General features: G+C 67.2%; 16 protein-coding genes. 8 read left to right on the top strand and 8 right to left on the bottom strand.

All coding sequences use genetic code 11. From position 1 onward, the window contains the following. Window positions 1-3 precede the first annotated feature (3 nt). From ACKY0X_RS10060 to ACKY0X_RS10045, 4 genes are all read left to right on the top strand, one after another. Entirely contained in the window at window positions 4-1,023 is a 1,020-nt protein-coding gene (locus tag ACKY0X_RS10060) for a DNA topoisomerase IB (RefSeq protein ID WP_409429304.1), read from the top strand. Window positions 1,024-1,120: 97 nt separating this feature from the next. Then, window positions 1,121-2,812 carry an NAD-dependent malic enzyme gene (locus ACKY0X_RS10055; RefSeq protein WP_409429303.1) on the top strand — a complete coding sequence of 564 codons (1,692 nt, stop codon included), beginning with the start codon at window positions 1,121-1,123 and terminating at the stop codon, window positions 2,810-2,812. Then, entirely contained in the window at window positions 2,797-3,516 is a 720-nt protein-coding gene (locus ACKY0X_RS10050; protein ID WP_409429579.1) for a glycoside hydrolase, read from the top strand. The genes ACKY0X_RS10055 and ACKY0X_RS10050 overlap by 16 nt, the downstream gene beginning before the upstream one ends. Window positions 3,517-3,579: 63 nt before the next feature. Beyond that, on the top strand, window positions 3,580-5,094 hold the full coding sequence (locus tag ACKY0X_RS10045; protein ID WP_409429302.1) for a hypothetical protein: 1,515 nt from the start codon (window positions 3,580-3,582) through the stop codon (window positions 5,092-5,094). 3 nt (window positions 5,095-5,097) lie between these two features. On the opposite strand, the gene ACKY0X_RS10040 is transcribed toward ACKY0X_RS10045, so the two are convergent. Next, window positions 5,098-6,231 carry a hypothetical protein gene (locus ACKY0X_RS10040; RefSeq protein ID WP_409429578.1) on the bottom strand — a complete coding sequence of 378 codons (1,134 nt, stop codon included), beginning with the start codon at window positions 6,229-6,231 and terminating at the stop codon, window positions 5,098-5,100. Between the two features lie 223 nt (window positions 6,232-6,454). On the opposite strand from ACKY0X_RS10040, the gene ACKY0X_RS10035 reads away from it, so the two are divergent. Then, a complete protein-coding gene (locus tag ACKY0X_RS10035; protein WP_409429577.1) occupies window positions 6,455-6,838 on the top strand; it encodes a DUF6319 family protein in 384 nt (127 codons plus the stop codon). Between the two features lie 10 nt (window positions 6,839-6,848). Here the strand turns inward: ACKY0X_RS10035 and ACKY0X_RS10030 are convergent, their stop codons facing one another. Together ACKY0X_RS10030 and ACKY0X_RS10025 are read right to left on the bottom strand one after the other, a co-directional pair. Then, complete coding sequence (locus ACKY0X_RS10030) at window positions 6,849-9,215, bottom strand: AAA family ATPase (RefSeq protein WP_409429576.1); 2,367 nt, start codon at window positions 9,213-9,215, stop codon at window positions 6,849-6,851. A 44-nt stretch (window positions 9,216-9,259) separates the two neighbouring features. Continuing rightward, window positions 9,260-9,949, bottom strand: a complete 690-nt coding sequence (locus tag ACKY0X_RS10025) for a type 1 glutamine amidotransferase domain-containing protein (protein ID WP_409429301.1) — start codon at window positions 9,947-9,949, stop codon at window positions 9,260-9,262. Between the two features lie 77 nt (window positions 9,950-10,026). On the opposite strand from ACKY0X_RS10025, the gene ACKY0X_RS10020 reads away from it, so the two are divergent. After that, window positions 10,027-10,527: a TspO/MBR family protein gene (locus ACKY0X_RS10020; protein WP_409429300.1), complete on the top strand. Its 501-nt coding sequence runs from the start codon at window positions 10,027-10,029 to the stop codon at window positions 10,525-10,527. A gap of 45 nt (window positions 10,528-10,572) precedes the next feature. Further along, on the top strand, window positions 10,573-11,706 hold the full coding sequence (locus tag ACKY0X_RS10015) for a TIGR03857 family LLM class F420-dependent oxidoreductase (RefSeq protein ID WP_409429299.1): 1,134 nt from the start codon (window positions 10,573-10,575) through the stop codon (window positions 11,704-11,706). A 22-nt stretch (window positions 11,707-11,728) separates the two neighbouring features. Here the strand turns inward: ACKY0X_RS10015 and ACKY0X_RS10010 are convergent, their stop codons facing one another. Next, window positions 11,729-12,724: an oxygenase MpaB family protein gene (locus tag ACKY0X_RS10010; protein WP_409429575.1), complete on the bottom strand. Its 996-nt coding sequence runs from the start codon at window positions 12,722-12,724 to the stop codon at window positions 11,729-11,731. 268 nt (window positions 12,725-12,992) lie between these two features. On the opposite strand from ACKY0X_RS10010, the gene ACKY0X_RS10005 reads away from it, so the two are divergent. Then, complete coding sequence (locus ACKY0X_RS10005) at window positions 12,993-15,197, top strand: molybdopterin-dependent oxidoreductase (protein WP_409429298.1); 2,205 nt, start codon at window positions 12,993-12,995, stop codon at window positions 15,195-15,197. A 10-nt stretch (window positions 15,198-15,207) separates the two neighbouring features. Here ACKY0X_RS10005 and ACKY0X_RS10000 read toward each other — a convergent pair whose 3' ends face one another. The 4 genes from ACKY0X_RS10000 to ACKY0X_RS09985 form a co-directional block, all read right to left on the bottom strand. Beyond that, window positions 15,208-15,873, bottom strand: coding sequence for a serine protease (locus ACKY0X_RS10000; protein ID WP_409429297.1), 666 nt, complete (start codon window positions 15,871-15,873; stop codon window positions 15,208-15,210). A 108-nt stretch (window positions 15,874-15,981) separates the two neighbouring features. After that, complete coding sequence (locus ACKY0X_RS09995; RefSeq protein WP_409429296.1) at window positions 15,982-18,141, bottom strand: PGRS repeat-containing protein; 2,160 nt, start codon at window positions 18,139-18,141, stop codon at window positions 15,982-15,984. Between the two features lie 198 nt (window positions 18,142-18,339). Continuing rightward, window positions 18,340-18,921: a serine protease gene (locus ACKY0X_RS09990; RefSeq protein ID WP_409429295.1), complete on the bottom strand. Its 582-nt coding sequence runs from the start codon at window positions 18,919-18,921 to the stop codon at window positions 18,340-18,342. 136 nt (window positions 18,922-19,057) lie between these two features. Then, window positions 19,058-20,566, bottom strand: coding sequence for a hypothetical protein (locus tag ACKY0X_RS09985; RefSeq protein WP_409429294.1), 1,509 nt, complete (start codon window positions 20,564-20,566; stop codon window positions 19,058-19,060). Window positions 20,567-20,582: the final 16 nt, after the last annotated feature.

Here is a 20,582-nt window from a genome sequence, read left to right as displayed (position 1 = left end):
GCCGTGAGACTGCGCAGAAGCAACACCGCGGGCCCGGGGTTTCGCCGAATCGGTCGGGGCCGCGGGTTCTCCTACACCGATGGGAGCCATCCGGTCGACGACCCGCAGGTCCTCGCCCGGATCAAGACGCTGGCCATCCCACCGGCGTGGCGAAAGGTGTGGATCTGTCCCTATCCCAACGGGCACATCCAGGCCGTCGGCGAAGACGCTGCCGGGCGTCGTCAATACCTGTATCACCCGCAGTGGGAGGCCGAACGTTCCGAGGAGAAGTACGACCGGGTGCTGACCCTGGCCAAGTTGCTGCCGGACTGGCGCACCGAGGTGCTCGCCGACCTGCGCGGTCGCGGCCTGAAACGCGATCGGGTGCTCGCCGTCGCCCAGCAGCTCATCGACCGGGGCTATTTCCGGGCCGGCGGCGAGGAGTACGCCCAGGAGAACGGCAGCTTCGGGCTGGCCACCTTGTTGCGTGACCACGTCACGATGCGCAGCGACTGCGTGGACTTCGACTATCCGGCCAAAAGCGGCGTACGGCGGACGGTTTCGGTCGACGATCCGCTGGTGGTCCGTGCGGTGCGGGCCCTGTTGCGTGCGCCGACCGACCTGCCCCGGCTGCTGGTGTACCGCACCTCCGACGGCTGGTGCGAAGTGCGCGCCGACGACCTCAACGAGCGGTTCCGGGAGCTGACCGATGAGCAGTTCAGCGTCAAAGACCTGCGAACCTGGCATGGCACCGTGCTCGCAGCCGAGAGCTTCGCCGCCGCACGCGAGCCGACCTCCAAAACCGTCCGCCGTCGCGAGATCGCTACCGTAATGCGGTACGTCGCCGAGGAACTGGGCAACACGCCGGCGGTCGCCCGCAGTTCCTACGTCGACCCACGCGTCGTGGAGGCCTATGAACAGGGCATCACCATCCGCTCGGCGCTAGACCGGGCCCGAGGCCGTCGCAGGGAGGCAGCGCGCCGACTCGCCGCGGAAGCCGCCACCGCTCGAATGATCAGACGAATCGACCGAGCAGGGCGTTAGCGTCGGACCCGGCTGACCGCCGGTGCGGGGCGCCGAAGCGTTCTATTGTGCGACGAAGGCAGCGGCAGTTTCGTCGGCCGGGATGCGAGGTGACACGGTGACCGATCAACGACCGCAACGCCGCGGCCAGGCGCTGCTGTTCGATCCACTGACCACCAAGGGCACCGCCTTCAGCCAAGACGAGCGCCGCGAGTTCGGACTGCTGGGTCTGCTGCCGGTCGCGGTGAAAACCATCACCGACCAAGTCGCCCACACCTATGCCGAGTTCTCCGCGCGCCATGACGACCTGGACAAGCACATCTATTTGCGGGCGCTACAGGACCGCAACGAGACGTTATTCTACCGGCTGCTGAGCGCACATATCGAGGAGATGCTGCCGATCGTCTACACGCCGACGGTCGGTGACGCGTGCCGGCGCTTCAGCGAGATCTACCGGCGCCCGCGCGGATTGTTCATCTCCTACCCGGACCGCGATCGACTGCGGGAGGCGCTGCGCAACCGGCCGGAACAACAGGTCGACGTCATCGTCGTCACCGACGGACAGCGCATCCTGGGCCTGGGCGACCAGGGCATCGGCGGCATGGGCATCCCGATCGGAAAGCTCTCGCTGTACACGCTGATCGGCGGGATCGATCCAGCCCGCACGCTGCCGATCATCCTCGACGTCGGCACCGACAATGTCGACCTGCTGCACGATCCGCAGTACCTCGGCTGGCGCCACCGCCGGATCGGCGAGGAGGACTACTACTCCTTTGTCGACGACTTCGTGAACGCCGTGCATGAGGAACTGCCCCACGTACTGCTGCAGTGGGAGGACTTCGCCACCACACATGCACTGCCGCTGTTGATGCGGTACCGCGATCGGCTGCTGACGTTCAACGACGACATTCAGGGCACGGCGGCTGTGGCGCTTGGTGCGCTGCATGGCGCCGTCCGCGCTGCCGGGCGTCCGCTTTCGCAGCAGCAGGTGGTGATGCTCGGTGCCGGTTCGGCCGGCATCGGGGTGCTGGAGATGATCCGCCAGCAGATGGTCGCCGAAGGGCTCTCCGAAACCGAGGCCGCCGAACGGATTTGGGCGATTGACATCAACGGGCTGCTGACCGATGACCGCGAGGATCTCTCGGACAGTCAGCGCCGCTTCGCGCAATCCGCAGCTCGGGTGGCCGGTTGGGGCGGTCGGGGCCTGGCGGATGTGGTGCACCACGTCGATGTTGGCATCCTGCTGGGCCTGTCGACGGTAGCCGGTGCGTTCACCGAGCAAATCGTCCGGCAGCTGGCGGCCAAGACGGACCGTCCGATCATCTTTCCGCTGTCCAACCCCACCAGCCGGGCCGAGGCGCACCCGGCCGAACTCGACGAATGGACCGATGGGCGCGCGCTGATCGCCACGGGCTCGCCCTTCGCCCCGATACGACGCGGCGAGCGCACCCGCCCCATCGCGCAGTGCAACAACGTCTACATCTTCCCGGCGATCGGACTTGCAGTCACCGCCGCACGCGCGTTGCGGGTCACCGACGCGATGATGCGGGCCGCTGCCGAGACGCTGGGCGACGCGTCCCCCGCCCTGCTCGACGCCGACCAACCGCTGCTGCCCGCGTTCGCGGACCTGCCCGAGATCACCACCCGTATCGCTACCGCGGTGGCCATCCAGGCGGTGCGCGACGGCGTCGCTCCGGCCGCCTCCGATGAGGCGATTGCCGAAGCGGTCCGGCGGTCTCGCTGGACGCCCGACTATCCGACTCGGTGGCCGCGCGAAACCACCGATCCGGCGCTATCCAAGCTCAAGTAACTAAAGTGCTCTGGGTGGACGGACGAAAGATTGCCAGGTTCTGCGGTCGCAGCCTGGCCATTCTGACGTCGCTGGCGGTCTCGGCCGCCCTCATCCACGCCCAGAGCAGCCACGATGCGGCGCCCAAGCCCACCGAGACTGCCGTGGCGGCGCCGTCGAACCCGTCGAACCCACCCCCGCCGACCGCCGGGGGGATGCGCATCGCCAACCCCGCCGAGGCCGCGGCGCTGGCGGCCAGCGTGCCGATGCCCACCGAAGGTCAGCAATTCACCTTCCCGCTGCCCCCCGGGGCGGCACCGGAGAACGGGCTCCAGGTCAAGACCATTTGGGCGGCCCGCACCATCGGCGTGTTGTTTCAGGAGATCAAGACCATCTACGGGTATCGCCAAGACCCGTTGAAGTGGCATCCCGACGGATTGGCCATCGACGTGATGATCCCGGACTACCACAGCGAGACAGGCATCCTGCTCGGCGACCAGATCGCCGGCTACGCGCTGGCGAACGCCCAACGGTGGGGTGTCAACCACGTGATCTGGCGGCAGAAGATCTACCCCGGCGTCGGTGGCGGCAACTGGACGTCGGATTACGGCAACGAGACCGCCAACCACTACGACCACGTCCACATCGCCACCGATGGCGGCGGCTACCCCACCGGGCAGGAGACCTACTACATCTCCTCGATGACGCCGGCGCACACGGATTGAGAGATGGCGTCGACGATGACCCCGTCGCAGTCCCCCGGCGCAGCTTCGCGGAAGGGCCACTAGATGCCCAGGGGCATGGGCCCGGCGATTCGCGCCGGTCTGGCCGGTACCGTCATCGCCGCGGGGATCGGGCTCGGTGCCTTCAATGCCTGGTGGATGGCCGCGTTCATCGGGATTCCGCTGATCCTTGCCGGATTGCTGATCGCGCCGCGGCCCTCACGTATCTCGGGGCTCACCACCTTCCAGGCCGGGGTATCTGATCGCTTCGTGCCGGCACGGGTCGAGGCGCTCACCCGCAGCACCCTGGCCAACGAGGATCAGCAACCCACGTTGGTGACCGCCACCATCAGCCCCGCCAATGACACCTCATATCGGGCACGCTGGGTGACAGCGATGTCACGCAAGGACTTTCAGGCGCTCGCCGATAATCCCCTCACGTCCCTGCCCCCGGACCGGCTGCCGCCGCGCGAGTCGAGGCGCTCCCCCGATTTCGGCGATCACCCCGGAATGCGGGCCGTGATGTATCCGGCGATCACGGTGGTGACCGCGCTGGCGGTACTGTTCGCGGCCGGTGATGTGTGGCGTGTCTCGGTCAGGCTGCCATCGATTCCGGTCACCGCGTCGCAGACAACCGCCAAAACCGCCAATCTGGATGCACGCCGGGACAATATGCTTCGCGCGATCATCGAAAAGCTGGGATCTGGTGCTGCCGACAATCTGCTTGATCTTCGCTTCTCCGACGGCGGATCCGATTATGGCTCGGTGCTCAATCCGACCAACGGCGAGTCGACGACGGTATACATCAACAACGGCCGCGACACATACACCATCGCAACGCCGAACACGCTACGCAAAACCAGCACCTTCACCGCTGGCGACGTGGCGTCGATCGAATTGACCACGATCGCCGAGCGGATGGCGCAGCAGTTCCGCGCAGTGGGCAACGACGGCAAGCTGGAGGACTTCCAGATCAAACGGTCGGGTCCCGCAAAGCCGGTCATTCTCACCGGTAAATTCAACGGTCCCAACACATTCCCGTTTCCCACCACCATCCAGGCGCGGCCCGACGGGACGGTTGCCGAGTTGTTCGACCCGGCCGATTTCGCCGAAGCGTTCAAACGCGCGCACCAGGCGTTAGAGCTGGCCGGCATCGCGGCATCCGAGCCCGTGTTGACCAGCTTTCAGATTCGCGGAATCGTGCGCAACACCCCGCATCTGCACGCCAGCACCATTCAGAACAGCGGAGGGGTGCTCATCGAGTTCCGCTCCGATCACCGCAAGGGCGAGGCCGTCGTGGTTCCCGGGGAGCTCCCCGAGGTCGTCGATCGCTCCTGGGGATCGAGCACGCCGGGATTCAGCTTCGACGACGTGTCAGTGACGGCGTTCGAATCGGTTCGCAGGCAGGCGATGCACCGCGGATCCCTTGAACCCTATGAAAGCCGCGCCGTCGATATCGAGATGTCCCATGAGACCAGCGATGGACGCGGACTGGCGATACGCATTCAGCTCGCCAACGTGGACGCTGCGGCGGGCACCTACTCGCCCACCGGCGAGTTCCTCCAACCGGGAACCCACTGACGGTTACCGCGCCGACTCGATTGCCCGACGGGTCACGCCTTCCAGTTGTGCGAGCTGAACTTTCGGCGGGCGGATCGCGCCGCGCTCGGCGAGCTTGCCGACGATCGCGCGGACGCGCCCGTAGTAGGTGGCCTGTTCGGCGGGCATGGTGCTGGCCGCCGCGTGATTGTAGAGCTTGAGTGCGGTGTCGAGTTCGTCTTGGTCGGCTTGATCGAGGTAGCTGGTCCCGACCTTCTTCCCGTGCGCCTCGCAGCCGATCCAGGCGCGGCGCAGCACGACGACCGCCTGCTGGTAGGCGTCGGCCAGTCCGCGATTGCCCGGGTAGGCCTCGGTGCGCAGGGCCTGCGCCTCGTCGAGTGCCTCCTGGAAGGTCTGGGTCTGTTCGACGGTCACATCGGTGACGGCCGGGTAGCGCAGCAGCATCGCCGGGTCGAGTTCATAGGCGCCGTAGGCACCGAGGATGTCATTGTGGTGCCGGAGTGCGTCCTCCCACAACCGTTTAGCCGCTTCCTCGGTGCCGGCGTCGGCGATCCGCGGCCCCACCGGCGGCGGGGTCGAGGGAGCCGGCGGTGGCTGCGGGGGCGGTGGCGCGGCAGGGCGTGCGCGGGTGGATGTGGCTGCCGGTGCCGGCAGCACCGCCTGCAATCGCCGCAGTATCTCCGCTGCTGCGGGATCGGATTCGATGATCGCCACCCACCATTCGTCGCTCGTCCCGGTGTCGGTGGAAAACGTCAGCTTCAGGTACTTCTGGCCCTGCACCGTCAGGTGCCGGCCGTCGATCGAGGTGACCGCGGCCGGTCCGCCCCGCCGTGCCGCGGTCAACGAAGTCAGCGGGTAGCTCACGATCTCGCTGTCCTCGTTACCGAAATACACGGCGTCCGAGTCGAGGGTGATCACTATCGCCGCTCGGTCGCCGAGTCGTCCGTAAGCACCCACACCCAGCGAGGCGGTGATCAACGACGCCGTCGTCGTCGCGATCGCGAAAGCGGTTGCCCCGGCAAGATTCAGTACCACCAACGCGACCAGACCCGCCCCCAACAGCAGCGCCGCCAGCGTGGCAGCCCCGCAGTGCCGGTCGGACAGGTATTCGGTCCGCGCGGACACCGCGACCGGCGGAGTGTGGGCTCGAGAGTTCAGCGGCACGTCGGGTTCCTCGGCGTCGGGGACGTCGCCCCAGCATAGGGTGTGGCATCGGGCACCGTGGGTGACCGGACGAACCAAACCTCATCGAACATGTGTTCTAATACGTGGTGAGCTTGCCCGCCGCCGCGGGCGACGATTGAACAAGGAGGTCGCCACGATTATGACTGCACCCACGTTCGCCCCCGAAGCCCCGGCCATCACCCCCGACAGCCTTGGGATGGGTTCGCTCGCCGACGCTGCCACCACTGTCCCCGAGGCTCCCGAGACTCCTGAGGTCAAGGAGCCGGTCAAGGAGCCGGTCAAGGAGCCGGTCAAGAAGTCGGCCGGAAAGAAGGCCAAGACGCTCGAGTTGACCCTGACCGTGACCGGTACCGCCGACGGCGAGTGGCGCGCCGAGATCAAGCAGGGCAGCAGCTATCTGGTGCGCAACCTCGCGGTCGCGGCGGCCGCGGTGTCGCGGGCCGCCAAGGAACTGCACGAGGACCTGTTCGCACCCATCGAGGCGCTGATGGACGAGGCGCGTTCCCAGCATGCCGCCCGGGTGGCCGCGCTCGAAGCCGAGCTCGAGGCCGCGCGGAAAGCCTTGGCGGACTTGGACTGAATCCTGCCGCTCAGCGGCGCGCGAGCCAATCCAGGAACTCGTCGACGGTGAATACCGGCTTGCCGTAGTCCTGGGCTTTGCGGGCCTTTCCGGACTGCGTGCCCGCTTCGGCGATGACCAGCACCTCACAGCGCGTCTTGGTCACCGAGCGCACCGGCGCCAGCCCGGCCGCAGCAGCCCGCCGCTCGATTTCGTCACGGTCCAGCACGCGGCCGTTGCCGTCGACGGCGGTTCCCGTGAAGCAGACGCGGGCGCCGGGGACCAGGACCGCGTCGATGTTGTCGGCCATCGACGGCGTCTGCTCCAGCCCGGCCGCCAAGTCATCGGCGCCCAGCGCGCGCAATGCGTCGCGCAGCCGCGCCGACACCGCATCCGGGAGCCGGGTGCGGGTGGCCGCCAGGACCAATTGGTCGGCGGCGGTCTGGCGCGCCGCCTGCTCCCAGTCGGTCTCCCCCGGCACCGACACCTGATCGGCGCGGCTGGTGCCCAGCAGGATCGCTCCGAGGGTTCGGCTGACCCGCAGCAACGCGGACAGCGCCGGAAGGTGTTCTGCCGTCGGGGTTGTGACGTCCGGGTCGCGGCTGAGCAGGATTCCCGAGAGGGCGTCGCTCTCGTCGGGTTCGTCGAAGGGCGATGAACCGCAATCCGCGTCGACGGCATCGAGGCGCTCGAGCGCGGTGCGGGCACGCTGCAGCGCCGTCTCGCCGGTGAGGTTGGTGCCCCGCAGGTCGATCCCCAGCGGCATCGGAGTCACCTGTCCCAGTCGCTTGAGTTCGAAGTCGATCAACCCCAGGGTCTCGTCGACTTTGACGCCCACCGGGGTGCAGCCGGCCAGCATCGGCGCGATCACCGCCCAGGCCTCCCGCAGCGTGGGCGCCAACAGCACGTCGGCCACCCCGATCCGATACGCCTGGCGGGCATCGGCCAGATCCCGCTGCGGATTGATCAGCGTCGACACGGCCGAGCCGTCATCGAACGCGACCGCCAACTCCACCGGCCGCGGCCGCGACATCCGCCCCTCATCGCCCACGGTGAGCAATCCGATCGCGCAGTAGCGGCGCGCGTGGTCGCCGTTGGCCGAAGCACGCAGGAACCGGGCGATCCGGCGATCCACCTTCAGATCCTTCGGCAGCACAGGGCGTTTGAGTACCAGCCCGGCCAGCGAGGTACACCGGCTCAACGCCACATACAGCTGGCCGGTGGAGAACATGCCGCCGGACAGATCCACCACCAGCCGCTCCAATGTCTGGCCTTGACTCTTGTGAATGGTGATCGCCCAGGCCAGCTTGAACGGCAACTGGGTAAAGGTGCCGACCACGTCGCGGCGCAGGGTTCCGCCGTCGACCACCGGGCGGGTGGCCTCCCAGGTGAACGGGGCGACTTCGGCGATGTCGCCGTTGGGGAACTCGATTTCGACCACGGCGCCGTGGCGGTCGTAACCCACCCCCACCACGCGGCCGATCGAGCCGTTGACCCAGCGCTCGGCCTGATCGTTGTTGAGCATCATCACCTGGGCGCCGACCTTGAAACGCAACTCGTCGTCCAGCGGCTTGTCGAACAGCGACAGGTCGCCGGATTCGGTGGCGCGGTGCACCATCTCCTCGCCCGGCAACCGCTCCAGCTGCTGGCGATTGCGCGCGGTGACCAGCCTGTTGGTGGGCGCCAAGGTCAGCCACAGTTCGTCGTCCGGCGGCACGAAGTCGGGGTCCACCCGGGCGTCCAGGTGCGCCCTCGCATGGCCGAGCAGCACGCCTTCACGAATCTCGTTGAGGATCGCGGTCATCCGATCATCGCCGAGCTGGCGAAACACCGTCGTCAGCGAAACGCTCGGGAACTCCGCACGGTGGAAGGTGTTCGCCGAAAAGAAGTACGGGGTGTCGTAGGTCGTCGAGAAATAATGCTGCTCGCCCTCGGTGACCACCGGCGGCAGCTGGTAGAGGTCGCCCACCAACACCACCTGGACCCCGCCGAACGCAGTTCCCGGCTCCGGCCCGAAGCGCTGAAGCGCGGCCGCGATCATGTCGAACACGTCGGCCCGCACCATGGACGCCTCGTCGATGATCAGCGTCTGCAGCTTGGCCAGCGTCTTGGTGAAACGCCCGGGCCGGTAGTCGCCGCCGACGACATCAGACAGCGTTGTGGTGGGGCGGAATCCGAACAGGCGGTGGATGGTGTGGCCGTCGACGTTGAGGGCGGCGATCCCGGTCGGCGCGACCACCACGACGTTGCGGTCAGTGGAGGCCATGAAGTGGCGGATGAGCGTCGACTTGCCCGTGCCGGCCTTGCCGGTCAGGAAGAGGTTTCGGCCCGCAGCCAGCAGCCCCAATGCGGCACGGAACTCCTCGGTCAGCACGAGGGTACTGCTGGCTGCCACCACGGTGGCACCATACTGGCGGGCGCCGGTACGGGCGGGCGAGGGCGTCACTTGCCCAGCACGGAGACGATCTTCTTCGCGGTCGCCTTGGCCGACCCCGGATTCTGGCCGGTGACCAGCCGGCCGTCGACGACGACGTGCGAGGCAAACGGGATCAGCCCCTTGCCGTAGTGGGCGCCGCGTTTCTTCATCTCCGCTTCGGCGTTGTAGGGCACCAATTTGTTGACGCGCGCCAGCACCTCTTCCGACCAGGCGAATCCGGTGAGCTTGCGCCCGGCGGCCAACAGCGAGCCGTCGGAGAGGGTGGTGTTGAGCAGGCCGCAATAGCCGTGGCACACCGAGGACACCACTCCCCCGTTCTCGAAGATCTCCCGGGTGATGCGTTGCAGGCCTTCACTGTTGGGGAAGTCGTACATGACGGCGTGCCCACCGGTGAAGTAGATCGCGTCATAGTCCGCAGCATTGATCTCCTCGGGTGCGGCGGTGCCGGCCAGCAGCGCCATCTTCGAATTGTCGGCCTTCCACGCCTTGGCGCTCTTGTCGAAGTTGGGGAATTTCAGCGACCGCGGTTCCAGCGGCGATTGTCCGCCTTTCGGGCTGACGATCGTCTGTCGGTAGCCCGCCTCGGCGAAAACGTCATAGGCGTGCGTCAGCTCCGAGAGCCACAACCCGGTCGGCTCGGCCGGGTCGTCGTAGTGGGCGACGTTGGAGACGACGTTGAGGATGCGCTTGGTCATCTCCCCAGGATTCCCCTGGTGCTCGGGCGGCGCCAGCGAACTGGTCAGGTACTGCGTTTGCGTCCTACTGTGACCAAATGGGAGCGATCTCGCCGAAAACGCAGCAGCCGAGTTCCCAGCATCTCGCCGCATTCCTGGTCTCGGTTGGGCTCGTCATCGTCGTCGCCGCCCTCGGCGGGCTCGCCTCGGCCGACGCCGCGGAAGACTACGGGAAGCTCGCGCAACCGAGCTGGGCACCACCGAGCTACCTGTTCGGCCCGGTGTGGAGTGCTCTTTATCTACTGATGGCGGTCGCGGCCTGGCTGGTCTGGCGGGCGGATCCGCGGTGGACCAATCCCGCGATCGTCGCCTACGGCGTCCAGCTGGTCTTGAACCTGGTGTGGTCGCCGCTGTTCTTCGGACTGGGCTGGCGCGGCCTGGCGCTGGTCGACATCCTGCTGCTCGACGTCGCCGTGGTGGTCACCATCGCGGCGTTCTGGAAGGTCCAACGCGGTGCGGCATTGCTGATGCTGCCGTATTTCGGATGGATCCTGTTCGCCACCGCGCTGAACTACTCGGTGTGGTCCCTGAACAGCTGAGCCGGACCGCTTGTATAACGCTACTCGCCGTAGTGTAATTGCGGGATGAATCGCACCGCACCGCTGGTCACCGACCCGTCGAGCACAGCCGGCACCGACATCCAGCTGAACGAACTCGGCTATTACGCCGTCACCAGGCATCCGGCGGATGCTCGGGTGGTGCTGCCCGAAGCCCGGGAGGCCGACGCGCTCGGTTTGGGGTCGTGCCACATCGGGGAACGCTTCACCGTCAAGGACCCCGCGGTGCTCAGCGGCGCCGTGGCGGGCTGCAGCTCCAGTTTGGGTATCGCCCCGTCGACCAACCACCACACTCGCCACCCCACTGTGACCGCGACCGTGGGATCGACCATGCACGCACTGACTGAGGGACGTTTCGCGATGGCGTTCGGCCGCGGCATGGCCGGGTATTGGCCGGCGATCGGCCTGCCGGTGGTGACCGCGGCTCGGCTACGCGACTTTTTTTCCATCCTGCGCCGGCTGTGGGCCGGCGAGACGCTTTTCAACCACGACGGCCCCGCCGGGAAGTGGCCGATGCTGCGCCATGCGAACGGTTTGGGCGAGGGGCCGCCGATCGGTTTGGTCGCCGTCGGCCCCAAGACGATGGAACTCGCCGGTGAGATCGCCGATTTCGTTGTGCTGCACACCTTCTTTTCTGACGAGGCCACCGCGGCGTCGGTGGCGGCGGTGCGCCGCGGCGCCGAACGTGCGGGCCGTGATCCCGACAGCATCCGCATCTGGGCCTGCCTGGCGACGGTGTGCGACTCGCTCTCGCAGGACGATCAGCTGCGCCGCGGGGTCGGCCGCTTGGCGACGTATCTGCAGGCCTATCCCGATGTGCTGGTCTCCGCCAACGGCTGGGATCTGCAGGTGTGGGAGCGGATCCGGCAATCCGACCTGTTCACCGATGCGGCCACCGCCGGGCCGATCGACGCCAGCGCCTCGTACGAGACGCTGCAGCGGATCGCCGAGCTGATTCCCGACGAGTGGTTGGCGGCGGTGGCAGCCGGTTCGGCCCGCGACTGCGCGAGCACCATCGCCCGGCAGTTCGACCTGGGTGTGCACTCGGTGATCATGCATGGGGCCAGCCCCCACGAGCTCGCGCCCGTTGTGCAGGCCTACCGGGCCAACCGGCCGACGCTGCACCGGGCCGTCACGGCGAACCCGGGCAGATTCGCCTGAGTCCTAGGCACTTCAGCGCGGGTCAGTCGACTTTCGGGCAGTAGAAGTGCGGGTCGTTGCGGTAGTCCACCGGCGGCAGGTTGCGCGCCGGGGTCTGCACCAGGGGTGCGTCCACCGGGAGGCGGCCTGAGGCCCGGTCCAGCGCCGAACGCTTGCGCGGGTGCATCAGGGCACGCTTGGGGCCGTACTTGGAGACGAGGGTGATGGCCTTGCAGACATACCCGTGCAGACGCTCCTGGCGCGCAGACCAGGTGTAGCCCATGAGTTCGCGCACCGGCGGGTCATAGAGGGCCACGGTCATGAACGTCAGGAAGCGCTGGCCGACCTTGAGGTTCAGCGCCCACAGCCAGTCCGGAATCCACTCCAATGACGGGTGTTTGGGCATGGTCGACAGGTCCATGACCTCGCGGGCCGCCCAGTTGTTCTCCAGGACGTTGTTGCACATGTGATCCCAGTACTCTTGGAACTCTTCCCAGGACTTGGGCACCGGGCGCATGCTCATGCCGTACATCCGGTACCACTGCACGTGCTCGTCGAACAGCTGCCGCTTGTCGGCCTCGGTCAGTCCGCCGGCGAATTTCTCGGCGGCCAGCAGGGTCGACTTGAAGAAGGTTGCGTGCGCCCAGTAGAAGACGTCGGGGTTCAGCGCGCTGTAGCGGCGCCCCTGCTCGTCCACGCCCTTGATACCGATGTGGTAGTCGCGGACCTCGGCGCCGGTCTGCGGTGCGCGGTAGCCGTCGAACACCACGCCACCGATCGGGTAGATCGACCGCATCAGGCGTGGGATGCGCTCGATGAAGAAGATCGAGTGGTCTTTGACCGCGGCACCAAGCTGCGGGTGCATGTTCTGCATGGACCCGGCCCAGGTCCCCTGGAACAGACCGGTCCATTGGCCGAAGTACTTCCAGGTCAGCGAGTCGGGGCCCAGCGGGATCGGGGGTGCGTCGTAGCCATTGCTGCTCACGGGGCAGCCGGCCGCTATCGGCTCATCGCTGGCCGCGGGGCAGGTTTCCGACATGTCTTGACTCACGAGCGCGCACTCCCAGTCATCGTTGACCACTTCTGACAACATGCGTTATCAGTATTGGGAGTGTAGGGGGCCTCTCGGCTCGGGTCAATGAGGGAGCTCGGGTCACACGGGCCTACCTGGGGTTGTCGGCCTGAATCCGTGGCGGTGGGGACGGCCGGGATGCCAGAATCCTCATCGGTGCGCACACGGCAGCAGCGCGAGTCGGGGGATCGTGATTCACGCCAAGGCGCGATGACTGCCGCGGATGGAGACACCAATGACGACCGTCGACCTGCCCCTGTCGGATTCTCGGGGCGCGAGCACCACACATACCAGTCAGTGCACGCTGTGCGAGTCGCACTGTGGCATTCAGATCACGGTGACCGACGCCAAAGTCAGTCGTGTCCAGGGCAACCCCGACGACGTCTTCTCCCGCGGATACATCTGCCCGAAGGCGACCGCGATGGGCGGTCTGCACGACGACCCGGACCGCCTGCGTACGCCGGTGCGGCGCGTTGGCGACACGTTCGAACCCGTGAGCTGGCAACAAGCCCTCGCCGACATCGGCACTCGGTTGCGCCGGGTCCGCAAGGCCCACGGCAACCGGGCTATCGGGATGTACCTGGGCAACCCTGCTGCGCACAGCTCGGCAGCGATTTACGGCCTGCTGCTGCGCGCGGCCCTGATGACGCCGAACTTCTTCTCCGCATCGAGCATCGATCAGATGCCGCATGAGTACGCGGCGTGGAAAGTGTTCGGCTCCAACGTGCTCATCCCGATCACCGACATCGACCGGACGCAGCGCTTGGTGATCCTCGGCGCCAACCCGGCCGTGTCCAATGGATCGCTGTCGATCATGCCCGGCGCCAAACGACGCATCAAAGCGCTGCGCGATCGCGGTGGCACCGTCGTCGTGATCGACCCGCGACGCACCGAAACGGCCAAGCTCGCCGACGCGCATATCGCGGTGCGTCCCGGTGGCGACCCGTACCTACTGCTGGGCATGCTGCATGTGCTCATCAACGAAACTCTCTGCGACACAGCGGCGATTGCCCGCCAATCGGTAGGACTGCCCCAGCTGCGCCGCCTGGTTGCCGACGCCAGTCCCGAGGCGGTCGCCGCCCGCGCCGGCGTCGACCCAGAGGCGATCTACGCCCTGGCCCGCGACCATGCAGCGGCGGAATCGGCGGCGCTGTACTGCCGTATCGGGGTCTGCCAGCAAGAGACTGGGACACTGGTGAGTTGGCTGGTCATGGTCATCAATGCCGTCACCGGCAACCTGGACCGAGCCGGCGGGACCTTGTTCTCCACGCCGGTCATGGATGTGCCGCGCCTCGCCAAGTACATTCCGTCTGGTCACGGCGCATGGACGGACCGGTCGGGACGCCACAAATCGTTCCGCGGTGAGCTTCCCGCGGTCATCATGGCCGACGAGATTCTCACCGACGGTGAAGGCCAGATCAAAGCGATGATCACCTGCGCCGGGAACCCGGTGTCCTCGATTCCGCAGAAGGGCCGCCTGGACCAGGCCCTGGCCTCGCTGGATCTGTATGTGGCGGTGGATATGTACATCACCGAGACCAGCCGGCACGCGGACTACATCCTGCCGCCGGTCTCACCGCTGGAACGCGAAGACGTCGGATTGCTGCTGCCGGTCTTCAATGTGCGCAACAACATCCGGTATCAGCATCGAACCTTCGAGCCGCCGACCGACGGCAAAGACGACTGGGAGATCCTGAGTCTGCTGATGCTGGAGCTGCTGCCGGCGCCGCTGCGGCAGATCCTCGCCCCGGTGCGCAAGCCGCTGATCGCCGCGATCAGTCCGCTGCGGATGGCCGGCATCGCGCTGGCCGCTGGCCCATACGGTTGGATCCGGAAGGGCCGCAAGGGCATATCAATGCGACGCCTGCGAAACAGTGCCGGCGGACTGGACCTCGGCCCGCTGCGTCCCCGGTTACGCGAGGTGATCGCCACCCGCGATCGCAAGGTCCAGCTCGCGCCGGACGAGTTCATCGCGGCCGCGGCCGCCTTGCTCGACGGGTCAGCCGGCCCGGAAAGCGCCTACGACCTTCAGCTCATCGGACGACGCCAGCTGCGCAGCAACAACTCGTGGCTGCACAATGTGCCGTCGATGACCAGCGGCTCGAACCAGTGCACACTGCACATGCATCCCGATGACGCCAAGAACCGCGGACTTGTCGAGGGCGACACGGTGCAGGTCACTTCCGACATCGGCAAGATCGAAGTTCCGCTGCACATCAGCGACGACATGCGGCCCGGCACCGTCTCGGTCCCCCATGGCTGGGGGCACCGCAACACGGGCTGGCGCCACGCGGACTCCCTGCCCGGCGCCAACGTGAACGACCTGCACGATCCGGAGCGGGTGGACACGTTCACCGGGACCGCCGCCGTCAACAACACCTGGGTCGCTGTCGCCGCTACCACGACGGTTGCGGGCGAAGACAATTCGATTCAGCGGTAGGCGTTCTCGATCAGCTTCCGATCGGGACAAAGCCGCTGCCGGGCCCGTCACCAGCGTTGACGTCGTCGAGGATCGCGTTGAATTTCGTCACGTATGTGACCTCCATTGGTGGGCTGTATCTGCCGCGATAGATGAGGTTGCCGCCGTAGACCAGGCCGACCAGCCGACCGTCCATCGTTACCGGGGCACCCACATCGCCCACCTCAAATTGGCCAACCATCGGCACGTCCGGCCATCCGTCGCGCCAAACGGAATTGCAGATACCGGGGGTTGCAGGTCCCCACTTGCACACCAGCGAACCGGCCACCGGGTCTGCACCGATGCCGTTGATCACGGTACCGGCATAGTCAGATACCGGAATCAGGTCGGGCGCATCGAATTTGATCACCGCGTACCGAAGGTTGCCGTTGACGGCCACCACGGTGCCCACGGTCGTGTCGGTTCCCGCGATCGTCACCACCGCCCCTGGCCCGCCGCACTGCGATCCGGTGAAGCCCACCACATCACCGGCCCGATCACGCCCGATCGTGGTCAAGGTGCAATAGCTGTTTCCATCAACGACGATGACGGCCCCACCGCCCAAGATCACCATCGCAGCCGCGGGCGGGGCGGCGGGAAGGCACGCGCCGAATAGCAGTGCGAAAGTGAGGATTACCCGCCAACGAGCGAGTTGCAAGGTCTGCTCCGTTCGATTCAGCCGGCGTCGCCACGGCCCCGTAGCCCCGGTTTGCCCCAGAGCGCCCTCGCGCGTGGGGTCACAAGGGCTGGTGAGTCCCGTCTTCGGTTAGCTGAGTGGGTTCGGGACGGGTGCGCCATCAGCCCCCGGTGTTCCTGGCGTACCGTCCGAGCCGCCGTTGCCACCGTTGCCGCCGGGGTTCTGGAAAGTCCCTCCGCCGTTGCCGCCGTTTCCGCCGGCACCGTTGCCGTTGGGGCCGACTTGGCCGCCGTTTCCGCCGTGGCCACCGTTGCCGCCTGGCGCCCCCAGCGGGTGGGAGCCGCCGTTACCGCCGTTTCCGCCGACGCCTCCAATACCGCCTTCGGCGCTTCCGCCAGTCCCGCCGGTCCCTCCCGTCCCGCCTAGATCATTGGACTCAGATACCCCAGCCCCTCCACGTCCGCCGTTGCCGCCATTGCCGCCGTCACCACCTTGGCCAGCGGTACCAGCACCGCCGCCGCCACCACCTCCGCCGCCGGCACGCATCGAACCGGCGGTGCCGTTGCCTTCGCCGCCCTGGCCACCAGCGCCGCCGACTCCCCCGTCGCTGGAGCCGCCGTTACCCCCGACACCGCCATTGCCGCCATTGCCGTTGGCGCCCAGACCGGTACCACCGCCTATGCCGCCCGCACCGCCATGGCTGGCAGCTCCGCCATCGGCGCCATCACCACCGTTGCCGCCATTGCCGCCCGCCCCGCCGTTGCGGGCAGCGCCCAGAGGACTACTCATCCCTCCAGCGCCACCGTTGCCGCCTGCCCCAGCCGTGCTGCCGGCACCGCTGGCCGCACCGCCATTACCGCCGCTGCCACCAACGCCGCCGTCACGGGCGCCGCCCAGGGCGCTGCCAACGCCGCCGCTGCCCCCGTCACCACCATTACCGGCGGTGCTGCCTACACCGTTAGCTGCACCGCCGTTGCCGCCGCTGCCACCCACACCACCGTCACGGCCACTACCCAGGCCACCAGCGACGCCACCGCTGCCACCGTCACCACCATTACCGGCAGTGCTCGCGACACCGATTGCCGCACCGCCATTGCCACCGTTGCCCCCGACGCCACCATCGCGGCCACCACCCTGGGCGCTGCCGGCGCCACCTCGACCACCGTCACCACCATTACCGGCGGTGCTGTGGTCACCTATAGCCGCACCACCATTGCCACCGTTGCCACCGGGCCCGCCATCGATGTCTCCCTGGCCGAAGACAAAGAGGCCACCCTTGCCGCCAGTACCGCCATTCCCAGCGGTACTGCCGGCACCGTTGGTAGCGCCACCGTCTCCGCCATTGCCGCCCGCGCCGGCATCTCTACTCAGCCAATAGCTGGCCTGACTGCTGTTGCCGCCGTCACCGCCAAGGCCGCCGCTACTGCCGACGCCGTCAGCGCTGCCGCCGTTACCACCGTTTCCGCCGTTGCCGCCGGCGCCCCCAACGGCATACACGCCCGGTGCGCGACCGCTGGCACCACCGTTACCTCCGGCGCCACCGGTGCCACCATCGCCGACCGAGTTGCCGCCATTGCCACCGTCACCGCCGTCGCCGTTGGTACTGAACAACATTCCGCCACGGCCACCGGCGCCGCCGTTGCCACCGTCACCCGCATGGAGGCCATCGAGGCCCGCGCCACCGTTACCACCGGCGCCACCGTTGCCGATCCAGTTGGCGGCACCACCGACACCGCCATCAGCCCCGGCACCACCATCGCCACCCGCGCCGCCGTTGCCCAGCCAGCCACCGGCACCGCCAGCGCCGCCGGCCACGCCGTCTTCGGTACTGCTCCAACCGGTGCCGCCGTCACCGAAGATCCAACCCCCGTTACCGCCATCGAGATTGGTCTCGGTGCCGTCGACACCGTTGCAGACCAGGCCGCAGGCGCCGCCGAAAGCAAACAGCGGGTTGACGAAGTCGGTGACCGTTGAGCCGAAAGGACTCTCAATCCAGTCCTGCATCGCAGCATGCAGTGGCAGATAGATGTCGTTCTGGAACCAGTCGGCAAAGTCAGTACCGACAGCCGCACCCACCAGGTCGTCGCCGCTGGACAACGTCGCAAGGTCGAGCGTCCAAGCCGAGTCCGAGCTGTCCCAATAGCCGGGCTCGAATACCGCACCCCACGCGGCCGGGTCCAGCAGGTCGGCGAAAAAGTCCTCGAAGTCGGCGTGCGCCGCCGGAGCCAAACCGAACGCGGCCAAAGCTCCAACAGACGCGCCTGCAGCGGCCACCCGTCGCGCCGACACGGAACCGTTTTCCTTAAGCCAACCTGAGATCTTCACGGCAACTGCCTATCACGGAAGGGAGTGAACCGCCATTCGAAAATAGACGCGATTGCAAGAAAAAGCCGCTGAACTGGCCGGATCGGGGCAATTTTCGTCTGGGCCGACGCCAGCGCAGAACCTGTGTCGACGCCTCAGCAAAAGCTCCGCGGACCGTCGCGCTCAGCCTCCGATCGGGACAAAGCCACCGCCCGGTCCGTCGCCGGCGTTGACGTCGTCGAGGATTGCGTTGAACTTCGTCAAGTATGTCAGTGGCCGCGGAAGCGAATACTTGCCGCCCAGGGTCATGCCGCCCGCGTAGACCATGCCTACCAACAGGCCGTCCATGGTTACCGGGGCGCCCGCATCGCCGGGGTCAAACTGCGCCAACAGGTTCACGCGCGGCCCGAAGGGGGTCGTGATGCGACCACAGAGACCAGGGGTCGCGGGTCCCCACTTGCACACTGCCGAATCGAACTGGGGTTCTGGGCCTAAGCCGTTGACCACAACGCCGGCGTAGTCCGATACCGGGATCAAGTCAGGCACATCGAACTTGATCACCGCGTAACGAAGGTCGCCGTTGACGGCCACGACCGTTCCCACGGTCGTGCCTACTCCCGCGACCGCGACAGGAGCCCCCGGCCCGCCGCACACCGCTCCCGTGAAGCCCACCACGTCACCGGCCCGATCACGTCCGATCGTCGTCAGCGTGCAGTAGTTGTTGCCGTCAACGACAATGGCTGCCCCACCGCCCAAGATCACCATTGCGGCCGCGGGTGGGGCGGCGGGTAAGCAAGCGCCGAAAAGCAGTGCGAGGGTGAGGACGAGGCGCCAAGGAGTCAATTGCAAAGCGCCACTCCGTTCGATTCAGCCAGCGTCACCAGGCCCAGTGGATCGGGCATCACGGCCGGGCGCCAGCGCCGCCCGCACCTCCGGCACCTCCGATTGCAGACCAGTTGTACTCATCGGGATCACCATGCGGGCCGCCAGCAGCGCCGACACCTCCCGCGTTGGGTCCTGAACTGCCGCCATCACCGCCAACCCCGCCTTCACCGGAAGTCCCGAGCCCGGGGCCGGTTACGACCGGGGGCGGAATTGGCGTAAAGAATTCTCGAACGACGCCGCCGCCAAAGCCGCCAGTTCCGCCGTCGCCTCCGGCTCCGACGGCCGTAGCGTTGCCCCCTCGCCCGCCGGTCCCACCATCCCCACCGTCTGCACCCTTGTAGCCGGTTCCCCCTATGCCGCCGTTGCCGCCTCGGCCGCCCACACTGGTGCCTCCGCCAGCGTCTCCACCGGCGCCTCCGTTCCCGCCGGCCCCGCCTACCGCACCGGGCTCATTAGTTCCCCCGCCATTGCCGCCGTCACCGCCGGCTCCGCCGTCACCCGAGCGGCCGTCGATTCCGCCCAGCAACGCCTTGACCTGTCCAGCGCTGCCGCCGGCACCTCCGTCACCCCCGTTGCCTCCGACCTGACCGTTGCCACCTGGCCAGGATGAGCCAAGGTAACCGTCACCCGAGCCGACGCCGCCTCGGCCGCCCTGCCCGCCTTGGCCTCCGTTGCCACTATTTCCGACGATCAAACCGCCGTCACCGCCCTTGCCGCCAGCCCCTCCGCTGCCGCCGGTAGCGCCGTAGTCACGTTCGTCAATGCCTACGGGCAAGGTGCCGGGTGCGTAGCCAAGATCGGCTCCGGCCCCTCCTGCGCCTCCGCTTCCGCCGTTGCCGAAAAGCCCGGCGTTCCCACCCGAGCCGCCCGCGACGCCGTCACCCCGAAAAACCAGTGACCCAAGCGGATCGGAAGCTTTTCCGCCGCCCGCGCCGCCATCGCCACCGTTACCGAACAGCCAGCCGCCGTTGCCGCCGTTCCCGCCGGCTACCGTCACTGCGGAGTACTCGTCGCCATCGCCGACCTGCTTCAGGTAGCCATCACCGCCGCTGCCCCCGTTCCCGAAGATGCCAGCTGACCCACCCGTCATGCCGGCCGCACCGTCTCCGCCATCTCCGATGAACCAGCCGCCGTGCTGAGCTGCGGTACCACCGTTGGTGTGGCCCCATGCATCGGTTAGCACCGTCGAATCGGCGCCATCGCAAATCAGTCCGCAACGGTTGTCGAAAGCAAACAGTTCATTGATTGGGTTCAGCCACCACGTGTTCCCGCTGATGAAGCCCTCAAGTTGTGCATGTAGGCCACTTTCACCGCTAGCACCGACCCAGAACAGGTCGAACATCTCGGCCAGATCGGGTGTAGTACCCACCGCCACACCGGGTTCCAGCGCGCTGAAGCTGTCGAAGAGGTCCTCGAAGTCGGCGTGCGCGGTCGGTGTCAGCAACCCGAAGGCCGCGAACACCCCTGCTGCGCCGGCAGCAGCAGCCGCCCGCCCGACTTTGCGCTTGCCCGCGCTAGCACCCATGCTGCAACTCCTCTTC

This window comes from Mycobacterium sp. SMC-11, assembly GCF_046250095.1.
Taxonomy (GTDB): Bacteria; Actinomycetota; Actinomycetes; order Mycobacteriales; family Mycobacteriaceae; genus Mycobacterium; species Mycobacterium heraklionense_A.
This window is presented reverse-complemented; position numbering and strand designations above follow the sequence as displayed.

Bases quoted from the DNA above. Each gene is read 5' to 3' on its own strand.
- ACKY0X_RS10045 (WP_409429302.1), top strand. From the start codon at position 3,580: ATGCCCAGGGGCATGGGCCCGGCGATTCGCGCCGGTCTGGCCGGTACC.
- ACKY0X_RS10035 (WP_409429577.1), top strand. From the start codon at position 6,455: ATGGGTTCGCTCGCCGACGCTGCCACCACTGTCCCCGAGGCTCCCGAG.
- ACKY0X_RS10025 (WP_409429301.1), bottom strand. From the start codon at position 9,949: ATGACCAAGCGCATCCTCAACGTCGTCTCCAACGTCGCCCACTACGAC.
- ACKY0X_RS10020 (WP_409429300.1), top strand. From the start codon at position 10,027: ATGGGAGCGATCTCGCCGAAAACGCAGCAGCCGAGTTCCCAGCATCTC.
- ACKY0X_RS10015 (WP_409429299.1), top strand. From the start codon at position 10,573: ATGAATCGCACCGCACCGCTGGTCACCGACCCGTCGAGCACAGCCGGC.
- ACKY0X_RS10010 (WP_409429575.1), bottom strand. From the start codon at position 12,724: ATGTCGGAAACCTGCCCCGCGGCCAGCGATGAGCCGATAGCGGCCGGC.
- ACKY0X_RS10005 (WP_409429298.1), top strand. From the start codon at position 12,993: ATGACGACCGTCGACCTGCCCCTGTCGGATTCTCGGGGCGCGAGCACC.
- ACKY0X_RS09990 (WP_409429295.1), bottom strand. From the start codon at position 18,921: ATGGTGATCTTGGGCGGTGGGGCAGCCATTGTCGTTGACGGCAACAAC.
- ACKY0X_RS09985 (WP_409429294.1), bottom strand. From the start codon at position 20,566: ATGGGTGCTAGCGCGGGCAAGCGCAAAGTCGGGCGGGCGGCTGCTGCT.